The 15,650-nt window shown below is 42.9% G+C and carries 12 protein-coding genes; 3 read left to right on the top strand and 9 right to left on the bottom strand.

Annotation, left to right across the window (positions count from 1 at the left end; all coding sequences use genetic code 11):
- Positions 1 to 6: 6 nt before the first annotated feature.
- The 5 genes from nqrE to ACT3TH_RS10650 are packed head-to-tail and all read right to left on the bottom strand — an operon-like array spanning position 7 to position 4,776.
- Positions 7 to 615, bottom strand: a complete 609-nt coding sequence (gene nqrE, locus ACT3TH_RS10670; protein ID WP_444755814.1) for an NADH:ubiquinone reductase (Na(+)-transporting) subunit E — start codon at positions 613 to 615, stop codon at positions 7 to 9.
- Positions 615 to 1,286, bottom strand: coding sequence for an NADH:ubiquinone reductase (Na(+)-transporting) subunit D (locus ACT3TH_RS10665; RefSeq protein WP_444755813.1), 672 nt, complete (start codon positions 1,284 to 1,286; stop codon positions 615 to 617). Before ACT3TH_RS10665 ends, nqrE begins: the two co-directional genes overlap by 1 nt.
- A 1-nt stretch (position 1,287) precedes the next feature.
- Positions 1,288 to 2,202 (bottom strand): Na(+)-translocating NADH-quinone reductase subunit C, encoded by a 915-nt coding sequence (locus ACT3TH_RS10660; RefSeq protein WP_444755812.1) that lies wholly within the window; start codon positions 2,200 to 2,202, stop codon positions 1,288 to 1,290.
- Positions 2,183 to 3,418, bottom strand: a complete 1,236-nt coding sequence (locus ACT3TH_RS10655) for an NADH:ubiquinone reductase (Na(+)-transporting) subunit B (protein WP_444755811.1) — start codon at positions 3,416 to 3,418, stop codon at positions 2,183 to 2,185. Before ACT3TH_RS10655 ends, ACT3TH_RS10660 begins: the two co-directional genes overlap by 20 nt.
- A 5-nt stretch (positions 3,419 to 3,423) precedes the next feature.
- Positions 3,424 to 4,776, bottom strand: a complete 1,353-nt coding sequence (locus ACT3TH_RS10650) for a Na(+)-translocating NADH-quinone reductase subunit A (RefSeq protein ID WP_444755810.1) — start codon at positions 4,774 to 4,776, stop codon at positions 3,424 to 3,426.
- Between the two features lie 1,070 nt (positions 4,777 to 5,846).
- Here ACT3TH_RS10650 and hisA point away from each other — a divergent pair.
- The 3 genes from hisA to ACT3TH_RS10635 all read left to right on the top strand — a co-directional run bounded on the left by hisA (position 5,847) and on the right by ACT3TH_RS10635 (position 8,657).
- Positions 5,847 to 6,584 (top strand): 1-(5-phosphoribosyl)-5-[(5-phosphoribosylamino)methylideneamino]imidazole-4-carboxamide isomerase, encoded by a 738-nt coding sequence (hisA, locus tag ACT3TH_RS10645; protein ID WP_444755809.1) that lies wholly within the window; start codon positions 5,847 to 5,849, stop codon positions 6,582 to 6,584.
- Positions 6,585 to 6,643: 59 nt separating this feature from the next.
- Complete coding sequence (locus ACT3TH_RS10640; RefSeq protein WP_444755808.1) at positions 6,644 to 8,266, top strand: mechanosensitive ion channel domain-containing protein; 1,623 nt, start codon at positions 6,644 to 6,646, stop codon at positions 8,264 to 8,266.
- 82 nt (positions 8,267 to 8,348) lie between these two features.
- Positions 8,349 to 8,657: a hypothetical protein gene (locus tag ACT3TH_RS10635; protein WP_444755807.1), complete on the top strand. Its 309-nt coding sequence runs from the start codon at positions 8,349 to 8,351 to the stop codon at positions 8,655 to 8,657.
- Positions 8,658 to 8,744: 87 nt separating this feature from the next.
- Here ACT3TH_RS10635 and rnr read toward each other — a convergent pair whose 3' ends face one another.
- The 4 genes from rnr to thrS form a co-directional block, all read right to left on the bottom strand.
- Positions 8,745 to 11,009, bottom strand: a complete 2,265-nt coding sequence (gene rnr, locus ACT3TH_RS10630; RefSeq protein WP_444755806.1) for a ribonuclease R — start codon at positions 11,007 to 11,009, stop codon at positions 8,745 to 8,747.
- A 141-nt stretch (positions 11,010 to 11,150) separates the two neighbouring features.
- On the bottom strand, positions 11,151 to 12,395 hold the full coding sequence (locus ACT3TH_RS10625; protein ID WP_444755805.1) for a toxic anion resistance protein: 1,245 nt from the start codon (positions 12,393 to 12,395) through the stop codon (positions 11,151 to 11,153).
- Between the two features lie 352 nt (positions 12,396 to 12,747).
- Positions 12,748 to 13,251: a translation initiation factor IF-3 gene (infC, locus tag ACT3TH_RS10620; RefSeq protein ID WP_062845719.1), complete on the bottom strand. Its 504-nt coding sequence runs from the start codon at positions 13,249 to 13,251 to the stop codon at positions 12,748 to 12,750.
- A gap of 23 nt (positions 13,252 to 13,274) precedes the next feature.
- Complete coding sequence (gene thrS / locus ACT3TH_RS10615; RefSeq protein ID WP_444755804.1) at positions 13,275 to 15,209, bottom strand: threonine--tRNA ligase; 1,935 nt, start codon at positions 15,207 to 15,209, stop codon at positions 13,275 to 13,277.
- Between the last annotated feature and the right edge of the window lie 441 nt (positions 15,210 to 15,650).

Below are 15,650 nucleotides of genomic sequence, written 5' to 3'. Positions count from 1 at the left end.
AGCGGTTTAAATGGACATACCACCGAACGACATAAAGCCAAGCGACATAAGACCAACCGTAATAAAGGTAATACCAAGACCACGCAGCGGTGCTGGGATGTCTGAGTATTTGAGCTTTTCACGGATACCAGCCAATGCAGTAATAGCAAGTGCCCAACCAAAACCTGCACCCACGCCATAAACCATAGATTCACCAAAGTTGTAATCACGCTCAACCATGAACAGTACTCCGCCTAGGATCGCACAGTTTACCGTGATCAAAGGCAAGAACACACCAAGTGCGTTATACAAGCTTGGTACGAATTTATCCAAGAACATCTCAAGGATCTGTACAGTCGCTGCGATCAAACCAATATAACTGAGCAAACCTAAGAAGCTCAAATCGATATCAGGGAAACCTGCCCATGCCAGCGCACCATTTTTTAGGATGAACTGGAAGAGTAAGTTGTTAAGTGGAACGGTAATGGCCATGACGACGATTACTGCAACCCCAAGACCAATAGCAGTTGATACCTTCTTTGATACTGCCAAGAAAGTACACATACCTAAGAAGTAGGCAAGCGCCATATTCTCAATAAAGACTGAGGTTATAAATAAACTAACATAATGTCCCATTAGTGACCGCCTCCATGTGCCATGCCTTTAGACTGCGGCTTCATTACAAACTCAGCTTCTTCAACCTGCTCTGGTTTCCAGATACGGACAATGGCAATAAATAAACCAATGATAAAGAATGCTGATGGTGGCAATAACAATAGACCGTTTGGTAGATACCAACCGCCGTCAGTCACTGGTTGTAGGATAGTAATACCGAACCAAGTACCTGAGCCTAATAGCTCACGGATAGTTGCTACGAATAATAGTACCGCTGAGTAGCCAAGACCGTTACCGATACCGTCTAAAAAGCTTGGTACAGGCGGATTGCTCATCGCAAACGCTTCAGCACGGCCCATCACGATACAGTTGGTAATGATCAAACCGATGAATACCGATAGACCTCTACTTACATCGTAAGCCACCGCTTTTAGTATCTGATCGACCAAAATTACCAATGATGCAATAATGGTCATCTGTACAATAATACGAATACTTGATGGAATCTGCTTACGAATGATAGAGATAAAGAAGCTCGAAAACGCTGTCACCAGTGTCAATGCCACACACATAACCATGGCATTGGCCATGCTTGTTGTGACCGCCAGCGCCGAACAGATACCTAGGATCTGTAGGGCAATGGGGTTATTATCAAAAATAGGCGAGGTTAAAATAGTTCTCGTGTCAGCCATGTTATACCTCCTTGCCGTTTGCTGCTGGTAGCTTGGCTGCCAGTTCGGTGTTAGGTTGAGCTGTCTGAGTAGCTGGTTTGGTTGACTGAGCCGCTTGCCCGTCAGTATTATCAACCGTCTGACCGCTTTCTTTACGGAGCGCGTCTAGATAAGGTTTATAACCTTGGTCACCTAACCAAAACTGAATCATGTTGCTTACGCCGCGACCAGTAAGTGTCGCACCACTGATACCGTCGACCCAATTCTCTTTTGGCGTACCTGCTTTAGTCACACCTGTAGCCACATTGCCGTCTTCATCGTATGACTGGATGCCAGTCCACTTTGCACGCCACTCTGGCTCTTCGATACGAGCGCCGAGACCTGGGGTCTCTTTATGCTCATAAAAGCTGATACCTTTAATGGTATTCATATCACTTTCTAGTGTTAAGAAACCATAAATAGTACCCCACAGACCGTAGCCTTGGATTGGCAATACGACCAATTCAGGTTTACCCGCTTCATCTCTTTTGAGATAAACTTTGGCATATTTTGGCTTACGGCCAATACCAGCAGGGTCATTTTCGCCTAAGTCTTCACTCAGCGCTGCATTCTTAGTCGCTTGGCTCGCGTCATAATCATTACGATCAGGGATACCAGCATCTACTAAAGCATTATCATCTAGATAAGTGCCTTTGTTTAAATCAATGATCTCGACATCAAAGTCTTTGAAACGCTCAGCCACATCTTCAGGCGTATCAGATTCAGCATTGTACATATCTGCTGCTACCAAGATGTTTTTGTTACGATCTAAGCGTGCGTTTTCGACTTGAGCTGGTTTTAACCCAACCGCAACGGCTGAGACCAGTACTGAACACACCAAGCATAGCGTCAATGCCACACTGATGGTTTTCGCATTGTTACTTTTGGGCTTGGACATAGCGAACCCTCCGAGCGGTTTGGCGTTTGATATTTGCTTGGGTCACAAAGTAATCAAACAATGGAGCAAATAAGTTGGCAAATAGAATGGCCAGCATGATGCCTTCTGGGAAAGCTGGGTTGATGACTCGAATCAATACAGTCATAAAACCAATCAAAATACCATAAGCCCAGCGGCCTTTATTGGTATGCGCAGCTGAAACTGGATCGGTTGCCATAAAGACAGCACCAAATGCAAAGCCACCGATAACCAAGTGCCAGTAGAACGGCAATTTCATCATCATGTTATCTTCAGAACCAACCATATTGAAGACAAGAGAGGTTGCAATAAGACCGACCACACAACCTGCCATGATGCGCCATGAAGCAATGCGCGTCCATAATAGGACGGCAGCACCCATCAAGATGGCGAGTGTCGATACTTCACCGATACTACCTTGCATGTTGCCTAAGAATGCATCGCTCCATGTGATGGCATTACCATACACATCAACGAAATCTTGAGGAACCACGCCAAGTGCGGCAAGACCAAGAGGCGTCGCCCCTGAGAAACCATCTACCGCTGTCCATACTGAGTCACCAGACATATAAGCTGGATAAGCAAAGTACAAGAACGCACGACCTGATAGGGCAGGGTTAAGGAAGTTTTTACCTGTACCACCGAAGACTTCTTTGGCCACGACCACACCGAAGATGATACCTAGGGCAACTTGCCACAATGGGATATCTGGCGGTAGACATAATGCAAATAAGATAGAAGTCACAAAGAAACCTTCGTTGACTTCATGTCCACGCACGACGGCAAAGATAATCTCACAAAGAATACCGACCGCAAAGGTGACGATATAAATAGGTAAGAATTGCATGGCTCCGTAGACAAAACTTGCCCAGATACTGTCTGGATTATAACCGACCATGTTCGTGATCACAGTACGCCAGCCTTCAGGTTGCAAGCCAAGCTGAGTAATCGCAGTTAATGCTTGATGCCCGATATTGTACATACCCCAAAACATCGCTGGGAACGTACAAAGCCACACAGTAATCATAATACGCTTAAGGTCGATACCGTCGCGTACGTGTGATGATGCATAAGTCGTTGAGCTTGGTTGACGCAAAAACGTATCAAACATCTCAAAGATGGCATAGTACTTTTCGTGTTTACCACCTTTAGTGAAAGACGGCTCCATACGATCGAACATATTGTGTAAAAATTTCATCGTGGTTAGCCCTCCAGCTCAATGCGCGTTAAGTTATCACGCAAAATATCACCGAATTCATATTTGCCAGGAGATACGAAGGTGCATAATGCTAAATCTTCTTCGTCCAATTCAAGTACGCCCAAATCAACGGCACTAATGATGTCTTCAACAATCAAGGCACGTAACAATTGTGTTGGCAGATAGTCTTGAGGCATGACTTCTTCGTATACCCCGATAGGTACCATCGCTCTTGGTGAGCCATTACTCGTCGTAGTAAAGTTGTACTTTTTACCACCAAAGAAATGAGAGATATAAATAGGCAATTTAGAGAAACGGTTTGCACCTGCGCTAAAGAAGTGAAACGCAGGACGCTCACGACCTTCAGACAGCACACTGACTTGATCATGGAAGCGGCCAAGATAGGCGATATTGCTAAACAATTTGCGACCTGACAATACTGAACCTGAAATGATACGGTTCTCGCCAGAAGCCAGTTGACCTTTTGTGAGAGCAGTGATATCAGCTCCGCGCTCAGTGACCACCAAATGTGGGTTACTAACAGCAGGGCCTGCTAGGCTAATCATACGACGCGTGTACAAACGACCAGTGGTAAATAGCTTACCAATCGCAATCACATCTTGATAGCCAATCGTCCATACGGTCACGCCGCGCATGATTGGATGCAAAAAGTGAATGTGCGTACCTGCCAATCCTGCAGGATGTTTACCAGCAAAGCTATGATACTCAGTGACATTATTAGCAGCAGTTCTTGCAACTGGCGTCAATTGAGTATCACCATGATGGCAGACAAAGGTTTTGGGACTGAGGGTCGATAATACAGCAAGTCCGTCATTGAATGCTTGCAGCTGCTCATTGATCAGCAGCATCGGATCAAAAGCCAATGGATTGGTATCCATCGCTGTGACGAAGATGGCATGCGGACGGGCACCGATTTCTGGTGCACGGCTATAAGGACGCGTGCGAAACGCAGTCCATTCGCCCGAAGCAAGTAGCTGGGTTTCAACGACTTCAGAATCTAGGTCAGCAAGTTGCTGGGAGTCATAGCGCTCAAATTCTACTTCTTCACCGTTTGGGTCAACCGCAATCACAAGACTCTCAAACACACGACGTTCACCGCGTTTAATCGCGATAACTTTGCCAGCAGCAGGTGCAGTGTAGATCACGCCAACCCGTTTCTTGTCTTCAAAAACGGGTTGGCCTTTGGCTACAATGTCACCTTCTTTGACATTCATGGTGGGTTTCATACCCACATAATCATAGCCAATAACGGCTACATGTGCGGGTCGGTGCTCAGATATCTCGCGGGAGGGTTCACCGGTGATGGGCAAATCCAAACCTTTTTTGATGGTAATCATAAGCGAAAACTTAGTCCATAGTCTAAAACGATACCAGACGTCCTGTTTGGTATATCGGTAGCATGAACATCTGCGTCATCAAATAAAGCCCACAAACCTCTATTCCTATAGTAGGATAGTGGTAAAGGGTTTTTGAAAATAACGCCTGATCATAACTACTAGTAAGAGTATTAACGCTGACCTCAGACTCCTTAACAACACGTTAATGTCTTATTCGAATTACCAAAGTGGCGACTGGCTACCAAGGTGTATGTTAAAACCGTTCCTTCAAAATTAATCGCTAAAGCCATGGGCTACAAGAGACCAGTTTTAAAATAAACAGTCCTATCACACGTTTCATTGAAAATTAAAACTTGTAAAGCCAGTATGATTGACTTCCCTGATTGCTTCAATATCTCCAAACGAGATACTGGGTTAATGATAGAGTAGCCAACCAATGATCTATTTAAATAGATGATAAACTGGTTAAAAGACAAACCAGCTAAGCAGCCGATAAGCAGACGTCACTTATTATAATCAGCTGATATAGCGCCAGTAATGACTGTTTTAAATAGTTAACTAGTGATAAAGACGTTATAGAAGGTATCTAATTAGAGTTTAGTACTGCAGAGTAGGCCATGTAGAGGCTACCAATGAAATTTCTAATATAACCCTTCTTAGCAAGCTACCAGCTAACGTTGTATTGATACCGTTGGCCATTGCTCGATTCATCCTGACCGCTATGTAATTTCAAGTCAAAAATGACTCAATAAAAAGCGTAGCGTATGGTTACTATCACATAGAAACAAATAAAAATTTACCTAGGATTATACGCTAAATTGACCTAAAATTGCCAGTCAGTAATTGAATTTACTGAATGTTTACAATAATTCGATAGTTTAAAACTTGCAGTTATTAAGAATTGCCTTTTGCAATTACCCATGTCACTTTTGATCAATCTTAGGTTTGTTGTTGATTTTAATCTGTCTGCACTTCAAGTCACTCATTGAGTGATTTTTTTCTATCAGCGTTTGATTTTTAACAGTCTATCTTCAAAATTTATTTAATATTGTGCTTATAAGGAATGCTATATGTGTGCTGTACCTGTCATTATTCCCGCTATTGATTTAAAAGATGGTAAATGTGTGCGTTTAAAGCAAGGTCGTATGGAAGATGATACGGTATTTTCTGACGATCCAGTAGCTATGGCCGCTCGCTGGGTAAATGAAGGCGCTCGCCGTCTCCATTTGATTGATTTGAATGGTGCGTTTGATGGTGTACCTGTACACAGACAAGTGGTTCAAGATATTGCTAAGACATATCCGAATTTGCCCATTCAGTTGGGCGGCGGTGTGCGAAACATGAACACCATTGAGCAATACATTACTGCCGGGCTGACTTACATCATCATTGGTACCAAAGCGGTTGAAGATCCTGGTTTTGTCGCTGAAGCTTGCCGCGAATTTGCAGGACACATTATCGTTGGTATCGATGCCAAAGATGGCATGGTAGCTACTCATGGTTGGGCAAACGTTACTGATACCAAGGCCACAGAACTTGCCAAGCGGTTTGCTGATGTGGGCGTCTCGTCTATTGTTTATACTGATATCGCCCGTGATGGCATGATGCAGGGCGTTAACGTTGAGCAAACGGTCAACTTGGCTCGTGAAGGCGGCTTGCCTGTGATTGCGTCAGGCGGCGTGACAGATATGAAAGATATTGAGTTGCTAAAACCTTATGGCGACTGTATTGAAGGTATTATTACTGGTCGCGCCATCTACGAAGGTACGCTAGACTTGGGCGCGGCGCAGGTTTATTTAGACCGTTAGTCATTCACGCAAAGCTTGGCAATAAGAAATTCGCAATAAAAACTCAGCAGAGGATGCTTATGGCCGCTTATTTTGACCGCTCAGTGATACGCCGTTGTTTAAAAGCGTGGGGTCAAATATGGTTATTACTAAGTATCATTTGCTGGTTGCCAGCGTATGCTGCTAATGAAGAAGTGGGCAGCATAACTGCAGCGCTAGGGATAGAAAGCACAGAGGAAGTTGTACCAGAAGATCCTGCTGCATCAGAAAACGAAGTAGCAGAATCATCCACACCATTGCCTGCCCCGCCAGTAATCAGTGGACAGAGCACCAATAATGCCCAAATCGAAACCACACCCACCCCGCAAAAAGATAATGACATCCGTCAGCGTATCAAAGGTATTTTTTCTGAAATCGAAGGCTTGCAAGCTGTTGATGTGAATGTCACCCAAGGTGTGGTCACTTTAACGGGGGAGACGCCCAACGAGAAAAAAGCGCAACAAGCCATTAATTTAACCAATCGTTTAACCGATGTCGTCACCGTTGAAGACCGAATTGATCGCACTTTGGATGTGCAAGACAATGTCACGACTGTTTATCAAGGGTTGATGGCACAAGGTAAAACGCTTGTCAAAGCTTTGCCCTTATTGTTGGTCGGTTTGGTAATATTCGTACTGGTGACATGGCTGGGTAGTTGGTTGTCCAACCGCAAGAGAATGTGGCAACGCTTAACGCCTAACCCATTCGTCGCTGAGCTGTTGGCACAAACCGTAAAAGTCATTTTTATCGTTTTTGGTCTTATCCTAGCGCTGAGCTTAATCGGTGCAGAGACCATTTTAGGCACGTTGCTTGGCGGTGCTGGTGTCATTGGTATCGCTGTTGGTTTTGCGGTCAAAGATACCATCGAAAATTATATTGCCTCCTTGATGCTCAGTATTCGCCAGCCATTTCGTGCGCGTGACCATATCGTGATCAATGGGCAAGAAGGCATCGTAGTGCGACTGACGTCACGTGCGACAATATTAATGACGTTGGACGGCAATCAGCTTCGTATTCCTAACGCGGAGGTCTTTAAAGGCACCATTTTAAATTACACCAAAAATCCCGAACGCCGTTTTACCTTTGAGTTGGGCGTGGATGCCAATGATGACCCATTAGCCGCCATCAAAGTCGGCATCGATGCGATACACACTTTAGATTTTGTTTTAGAGGAGCCCAAAGCGATTGCCGTCATTACCAATGTTGGCGACTCTAATATCGTTCTAGAGTTTCAAGTTTGGGTGGATCAATCTGAAACGGATTTTGCTAAAGCTCGCAGTATTGCCATTCGCGAGACCAAACATGCACTAGAAAACGCAGGCTTTACGTTGCCAGAACCCATTTATCGATTGCGCTTCAACAAAAAACTAGAAAAGGCTTTTGAGCATATGCAGGGTAGTGACGCTGGTCGTGCTACTACCAATAAAAAGACTGAGCCGACTTTCTCTGGGGCTATTTACCATACTCAAGATGATGAACGCAGTATTGATGATAAAGACAAACAGCAAGCAAAGGCTCGTGCCAAGCAGGTTTTGCAAGGGCAAAATGCTGAAGAGGTCTTGAACGCACGACCTGATGAAAAGCTGATGGCAAAAGTAGAACAAGAAATCGCGGAAAGCTCGGACGAAACTGATTTATTAAACAGTAATAGCCCGCAAGAGTAGAGCGCACCAATAGTATAAAACTGGGCATAAAAAATGCAGTAAAACGTCTATCTGACTTTTACTTAAATACGAGACATTTTTTATGCAAATAAAACATTTGATTATATTCTCATTGGTTGGGATAGTTGCGTTACTGGGTTTTAATCTCATTAACGGTAATCAACATGAAGAAAATAGAGAAATGATTGCGAGCGACAGTACTTCTCAGCAAGAAACAGCAGGTACAGAAGTGTCTGGCATAGACAATGCGAACAGTAGCTCAACCAGTATTGCGAGTAAACCTCTTGGCGAACAACCTAAAGCTATTCTAGACGATGCCACTGTAAAGATTGACCAAGCTCAACAGGCAGATCAAGCGCGATTGGTACAAATGGAAAGCGAAACACAATAATAAGTGATAAAGCGAAATAAAACATCGCTCATAAAAAAGGCTAACGATAACGTTAGCCTTTTTATTGTTTTGAGAGTTCAGCTAACATTAGCCTTTCTTATTAGCGCCTTTACTACGGCTATTGCCTTTTTTAGCTGGGCTTCTTTTAGACTGACCTTTTTTCGTCTGATTCATCTCGCTTGATTGCAGCTTTTCTTTCAAGTCAAAGTCAATTTGTAGTAGATCCATATTCACGCCAGCGACTTTTACTTTGACCAAATCACCAAGGCCAAATAACGTGCCTTTGTCTTTACCAATAAGCTGCTGTTGCTGCTCATCATAAACAAAGAAGTCATCACCGACATTTGAGATGTGTACCAAGCCATCAATATATAAGTCAGTCAATGTGACAAACAAACCGAAGTTAGTGACGGTAGTCACAACGCCTTCGAATTCTTCGCCAACATGATCTGTCATATAGTGACACTTGAGCCAAGACTCTACATAACGCGATGCTTTTTCTGCGCGGCGCTCTGTGTCTGAGGTCTGCGTGCCTGCACCTTCTAAAGAGAAGTCCATGACAGGTTGTTGGCTATTTGTCACTTTTGCTTTAATAGCGCGATGCAACATCAAATCAGGGTAACGGCGAATAGGCGACGTAAAGTGGCTATATTCGTCGTATGCCAAACCGAAGTGACCGATATTGTCAGGTGCATAGTTGGCTTGCATCATTGAGCGAAGCAGCATGCTATGAATACTGATAGCATCTGGTCTATCTTTTGTGGCTTCAATAATACGCTGATAATCTGCTTGCGTTGGGTTCTCTTCTGGGAAGCTCAAACCAAAATTCTTTGCATATTCGTGAACACGCATCGATTTTTCGCCATCAGGCTTGTCGTGGTTACGATATAAGACTGGTAGCTCATGTTTAAGTGCAAAATTCGCAGCACAGGTGTTAGCAAGTAGCATACATTCTTCAATAAGCTTCTGAGAATCGCCGCGTGTGCGTGGTAAGATGGCGTCAATGCCTCCTTTTTCATTGAACTTAATGTACGTCTCAACGGTCTCAAACTCCATTGCATGACGCTCTTCACGTTTTGTAAGCAACAGCTCATACAACTGGTATAGCGTATCAACAGATTTTCTAACGTCTTTATTACCAGTCAATGAGGTTGGCACACTCTTATCTTGTGGATTATCAAGATAAGCATTCACTTGATTGTATGTCAAACGTGCCTTTGAGTGCATAACAGCTGGATAAAACTCATAACCTGTGACCTTGCCTGCCCGTGATATCTTGATATCAGCAACCATACATAGACGATCACGATCAGGGTTCAATGAACACAAACCGTTCGAAAGCACTTCAGGCAGCATTGGAATCACGCGATGCGGGAAATAGACTGAAGTACCACGCTCAAAGGCATCATGATCAAGTGGTGAGTTTGGCGTGACATAATGACTCACATCAGCAATCGCCACTAAGACTCGATAGTTACCGCCAGAGCGTTTTTCGGCATATACGGCATCGTCAAAATCGCGTGCATCTTCACCATCGATAGTGACAAGTGGCAAATCACGCAAATCTGTACGACCTTTCAAATCTTGCTCTGTCGGTTCTTGATAGCCATTGGCTTGCTTGAGTGCCGCTTCGCTAAATTCTGAAGGAATATCATAGTTAAGCAGCGTGGTCTCAATGATTAGTTCACGATCATTATCATTTGACAAAACTTCAGTGATCTTACCTGTTGCAAACTCATGCTGGTTTGGCCAATCAATAATATCGACCTTAACAGGAGAACCTTGCTTAGCATTGAGCGCTTGTACGTTGTCTTCTGTGACTGTGATTGGCTGATGGTTATTTGGACTACCAAGCTCAACGCAGTAGCCATCCTCATCGTGAGCAAGTGTACCAATGAAGTTGTTTTGACGACGTTCAACCACATCGACAATACGCCCCTCAGTACGACCACGGTTGTCTGTTGACGTCCCGACGGCATCTACTGTATCGCCATTGAATACCCAGCGCATCTGTTTTTCATGCAAGAATAGATCTGGCATATCACTTAACAGTACAAAACCAAAGCCCTTAGGGTGAGCGGACACAGTACCTGTAACGACATCTTGCTGTGTCACAGTGCGATAACGATAAGGACGACCATCACGGTTCACTTGTCCATCGCGTGCCATTGCTTTTAGTCGATTGCCTAAAGCATCAAACTGGTCCGGGTCATCAATATTGAAGGCTTTTGCCAACTGTTGATGTGTGACTTCACCATGCTCAGTAATCGTGCTTAATATAAGTTCACGACTAGGGATAGGATTGTCATATCTTTTTGCCTCACTTGAGGCGTTTGGATCATTCCAACTCATAAATTACCGTATCTATTTTTAAAATTATTAATAGGGGCTATCTTAACACGAACGACGTTGCAATATCTTGCGTCAATTGCCTTATGTGTATTCAATAGCAGGGGGTTATCACCTTTATTGGGTAAAAACAGTTCGAATAAATCAGATGTCGATATCGACCGTATTTGATTTATTGGTTATCTTTTTACTGTCTATTTCTTTGGATACTTCTAATACCGTGGTTTGATTAGATTTGTCCAAATATTTCTGTGCCTTATCGACCTCAGTGGTCAACGTATTGACCGTCTGCTTCATATTTTCTAATGCTTCAATTTTATAATTACTAATCATATCCATCGTATCATAAACATTATTGAAGGCATTTTGGAGTTTATCAAGCTCAATACTACTACTGGTTGCTTGTTCATGAATCTCACCCGATTGACGCTTGAGCATCGCTGAGGTTGATTCAATCAAGCTGCTAGTCGTTTTATTCAAGGCTGTAATCTGATCAAGTACTAGTTTTTGATTGGTCATGGCTTGCGCAACGACAACGGCTGTTCGTAGCGCAGAGACTGTGGTCGTAGTCGCACGATCCACACCTTTGATTAACTCTAAGTTATTACGGCGTATAGTGTCTAATGCCAAATACCCTTGCACGTTAACGGCCAATTGCGTCAAAAAGTCTGTGTTCTTTTGACGAACATAAAACAGCATCTCTTCTTTAATAATACGGGCTTTTTCAGGATCGCTCGCTTCTATAGCATAGACTTTTTGTTCTAGTTGCTCATCAATCTTTTTACCGACATAGACATATTGACGGAGTGACTGCATCAGTTCCCACATATTAACTTTTTCTTGCTCAATCATGGCATTGTCTTTGAGCAGCTCATCTTTACCATTATAGAGGCTGGTGACAACGGCATTGATATGCGATTGAGCCGATTCGTATTGACGGAAATAATCCTGCACCTTGTTGCCAAATGGAATGAGACCAAACAGCTTACGAGAGTTGGTTAGCTCTTTTTTACTCGGGTCCAAATCTTCGACAATACTACGCAACTCAGTTAATGACTTAGCGATAGGGGAATTGTCAAACAAGCTGTCATTCAAACTTTTCGCTGGCAAATCGAGCATTCGATTAGACACCTGAGCCGATTCGCGAATCTCTTTAGTGCCCAAATTATGAATAGACTGTACGTTTTGCTGAAATTCAGGGCTATGCACAGAGTTAGTAATCACATGATCGACGAAAGCATCAACTTTGGCATCAAGTTCTGGGATTTGGCTTTCATCCAACTTGACCATCTGATCTGCTTCACTTTTCTGTATCTCTTTTACCGGTTCAGGCGCAGTTAAAGAAATACTTGGAGTTGTCGCGTTTTCTGGTGGGGTCAATTCTTGCATGAAGTTTCCTATAATATCTAAAATGGACAGTATTTTAAGCCAATGACTACATAAGGCATCAATCGTAAAACACGAATAATCAATGTAGTTTTTCTATGCACCTATTTGTTTTTATTTGAATAATATTCATAGAATGCAGCAGACCTTTAGACTAACTGGTAATGAAAAGGTTGAGAAGATAGATTTTGTAAAGTAGCGTCAGCTTATTATATTTTACAACAATTAGTCATAGTGCCAGATATGAAAAAACCATCAATATCGCGCCGTATATTGATGGTTAGAATGACAGGTGTTGATATCGACTCAAAACATCGACTAATAGCTACAACTAATGAACAATCAATTAAACAGATTATTTCTTTTTAGTTGGACCAAGCAACATACCCATTTGACGACCTTCCATCTTAGGATACTGTTCGACATTTGAGATATCAGCGGTATCTTCAATGATACGATCAAGTTGTTTGCGACCGATGTCTTGATGCGCCATTTCACGTCCGCGGAAACGAATGCTAATTTTAACCTTGTCTTGATCTTCCAAGAAACTGACGATCTTTCTCAGTTTAACCTGATAATCGGCTTCTTCAGTACTAGGACGGAGCTTCATCTCTTTAAGCTGAGTCTGCTTCTGGTTCTTCTTAGCTTCTTTTGCCTTCTGCTTTTGATCATAAAGGAAATGCTTATAATCCATGATCTTGCATACTGGCGGCTTGGCTTCAGGAACTAATTCGACCAAATCTAGGTTTTCATCACGTGCCGCTTTCATCGCGGTTTCGATATCGACCACGCCCATTTGTTCGCCGTCTTCTTTAACAAGACGGACTTCTTTGACATTGATATCTTCGTTGATGTTCAAACGGTTTGACTGTTTAATAGGTATTACTCCTCATCTGTTTTTGGGGTCTGTCGGCCTTTCTTACCAACAGCGATCTGTACTAATGTAATAAATTCAGAAATACTCATTACGCCAAGGTTTTCACCTTCGCGTGTTCGGACATTGACACTGCCCGATTCAACTTCTTTATCCCCTAATACTAGCATATAGGGAATACGTTCTAATGTTTTCTCTCGTATCTTAAATCCTATCTTTTCGTTACGCAAGTCACTGACAGCACGAATGCCTGCATTTTTCAGTTCGTTAGTGACATTTTTACAAGCGTCCGCTTGCTTATCAGTAATGTTCATAACTACCACTTGCTGAGGCGCTAACCATACTGGCATCCAACCAGCGTAGTTTTCGATCAAGATACCGATGAATCGCTCAAATGAACCTAAGATAGCACGGTGCAACATAATTGGGACTTCGCGCTCATTTTGCTCATTCACAAATTCAGCATCAAGGCGTTCAGGCATGTTGGGGTCAACTTGAATGGTACCGCACTGCCAAACGCGTCCTAAAGAATCTTTGAGACTAAACTCGATTTTGGGGCCATAAAATGCGCCTTCACCTGGTAAGTAGTCCCAATCAAGACCTGAGCTATCAAGAGCATCAGACAATGCTTTTTCAGCAAAATCCCAAGACTCATCACTGCCCACGCGCTTTTCAGGACGTGTTGACAGCTTCATAATGATGTTATCGAAACCAAAGTCTTCGTATACTGCAAGGGTAAGCTTAATAAAGTCTGCGACTTCTTGCTGAATTTGCGCTTGAGTACAAAAAATATGCGCATCATCTTGAGTAAAACCGCGAACACGCATCAATCCATGCAATGAGCCTGACGGTTCATTGCGATGACATGAACCAAACTCTGCCATACGCAATGGCAAATCACGGTAAGATTTTAGGCCTTGGTTAAAAACCTGTACATGACAAGGGCAGTTCATTGGCTTTACCGCATAATCACGGTTTTCGCTGGCAGTGGTGAACATATTGGTCGCATAGTTGCCCCAATGTCCAGAACGCTCCCACAAGCTGCGATCCACGATTTGTGGCGTTTTGATTTCTTCGTAGCCATTATCGTATTGTACTTTACGCATATATTGCTCAAGCACTTGATAAATGGTCCAACCATTGGCATGCCAAAACACCATACCTGGCGCTTGCTCTTGCATATGAAACAGATTAAGCGCTTTACCAATCTTACGATGGTCACGTTTTTCTGCTTCTTCAATACGCTGAATATAAGCTTTTAGATCTTTTTTATCTGCCCAAGCTGTACCATAGATACGTTGTAGTTGCTCGTTTTTGGCATCACCGCGCCAATAAGCGCCAGACATCTTGGTCAATTTAAATACTTTTAAGAAGCGTGTATTTGGCACGTGTGGGCCACGGCACATATCGACGTATTCTTGATGATGATAAAGACCAAACGCTTCTTCACCTGGCATATCGTTGATCAATTTGAGCTTATAATCTTCACCACGTGATTGAAATATCTCAATGGCTTCATCGCGCGGGGTTATTTTCTTAATCACATCATAATCTTGCTTGATCAGCTCCATCATGCGTTTTTCGATCTTTTCCATGTGCTCAGGTGTGAAAGGCGTTTCACTAAAAATATCGTAATAGAAGCCATCATCGATAACAGGGCCAATGACCATTTTTACATCAGGATACAGCTGCTTGACCGCATGACCCAATAAATGAGCACAAGAGTGGCGAATAATATCAACACCATCAGCGTCTTTTGGCGTCACGATTTCAACATTGGCATCAGCAACGATAGGATCATGTGCATCCACCAAATGTCCATTCACACGCCCAGCGACTGTTGCTTTAGCAAGTCCTGTCCCAATACTTTGCGCCACTTCCATGACTGTCGTATTGCCTTCGAAGTTTTTTACGCTACCATCGGGTAAAGTAATCGCTACCATAATCTATTCACCTGTTTTTGGGTCCGTTGGCAGTGATGATTGTAACCATCAATCATATAACCGTAAGACCACATCAATTGTATTCAATCATTGTGATATGTTTTGAGACCATATAGAGGGTTTTCTCGCATTAATATTGTCCGCATGCATCCTTATTAAACAGTCATTAAACAATATATGATTGAATTGCTATAAGAAGCAGTATTCTACCTTTATAAGAAGAATAAAATAGAAGGGCAAGGAAATCACACTATATAAACGGCTATTATAGCAAAAACTGTCTGTGAACACTAGATAACAGGGGATTCACCTTATTATAAATAAAGCAAGAATCTCAAAAACGAAGATGGATTTATCGGAGTACCTATTATAGTATTGTTAAGTCTTGTCGCACCTATATAAGGTCAGTAAATATAAAATCAATAATAAATCTGTAAAAGC

It is taken from the genome of Psychrobacter sp. AOP22-C1-C5 (assembly GCF_052378885.1).
Classification (GTDB): domain Bacteria; phylum Pseudomonadota; class Gammaproteobacteria; order Pseudomonadales; family Moraxellaceae; genus Psychrobacter.
Note: the sequence above shows the minus strand (reverse complement) of the source record. Positions and strands in the feature narration are given on the sequence as shown.

Coding starts and splice junctions, on each gene's coding strand:
- nqrE (WP_444755814.1), bottom strand. CDS start 615: ATGGGACATTATGTTAGTTTATTTATAACCTCAGTCTTTATTGAGAAT.
- ACT3TH_RS10665 (WP_444755813.1), bottom strand. CDS start 1,286: ATGGCTGACACGAGAACTATTTTAACCTCGCCTATTTTTGATAATAAC.
- ACT3TH_RS10660 (WP_444755812.1), bottom strand. CDS start 2,202: ATGTCCAAGCCCAAAAGTAACAATGCGAAAACCATCAGTGTGGCATTG.
- ACT3TH_RS10655 (WP_444755811.1), bottom strand. CDS start 3,418: ATGAAATTTTTACACAATATGTTCGATCGTATGGAGCCGTCTTTCACT.
- ACT3TH_RS10650 (WP_444755810.1), bottom strand. CDS start 4,776: ATGATTACCATCAAAAAAGGTTTGGATTTGCCCATCACCGGTGAACCC.
- hisA (WP_444755809.1), top strand. CDS start 5,847: ATGTGTGCTGTACCTGTCATTATTCCCGCTATTGATTTAAAAGATGGT.
- ACT3TH_RS10640 (WP_444755808.1), top strand. CDS start 6,644: ATGGCCGCTTATTTTGACCGCTCAGTGATACGCCGTTGTTTAAAAGCG.
- ACT3TH_RS10635 (WP_444755807.1), top strand. CDS start 8,349: ATGCAAATAAAACATTTGATTATATTCTCATTGGTTGGGATAGTTGCG.
- rnr (WP_444755806.1), bottom strand. CDS start 11,009: ATGAGTTGGAATGATCCAAACGCCTCAAGTGAGGCAAAAAGATATGAC.
- ACT3TH_RS10625 (WP_444755805.1), bottom strand. CDS start 12,395: ATGCAAGAATTGACCCCACCAGAAAACGCGACAACTCCAAGTATTTCT.
- thrS (WP_444755804.1), bottom strand. CDS start 15,209: ATGGTAGCGATTACTTTACCCGATGGTAGCGTAAAAAACTTCGAAGGC.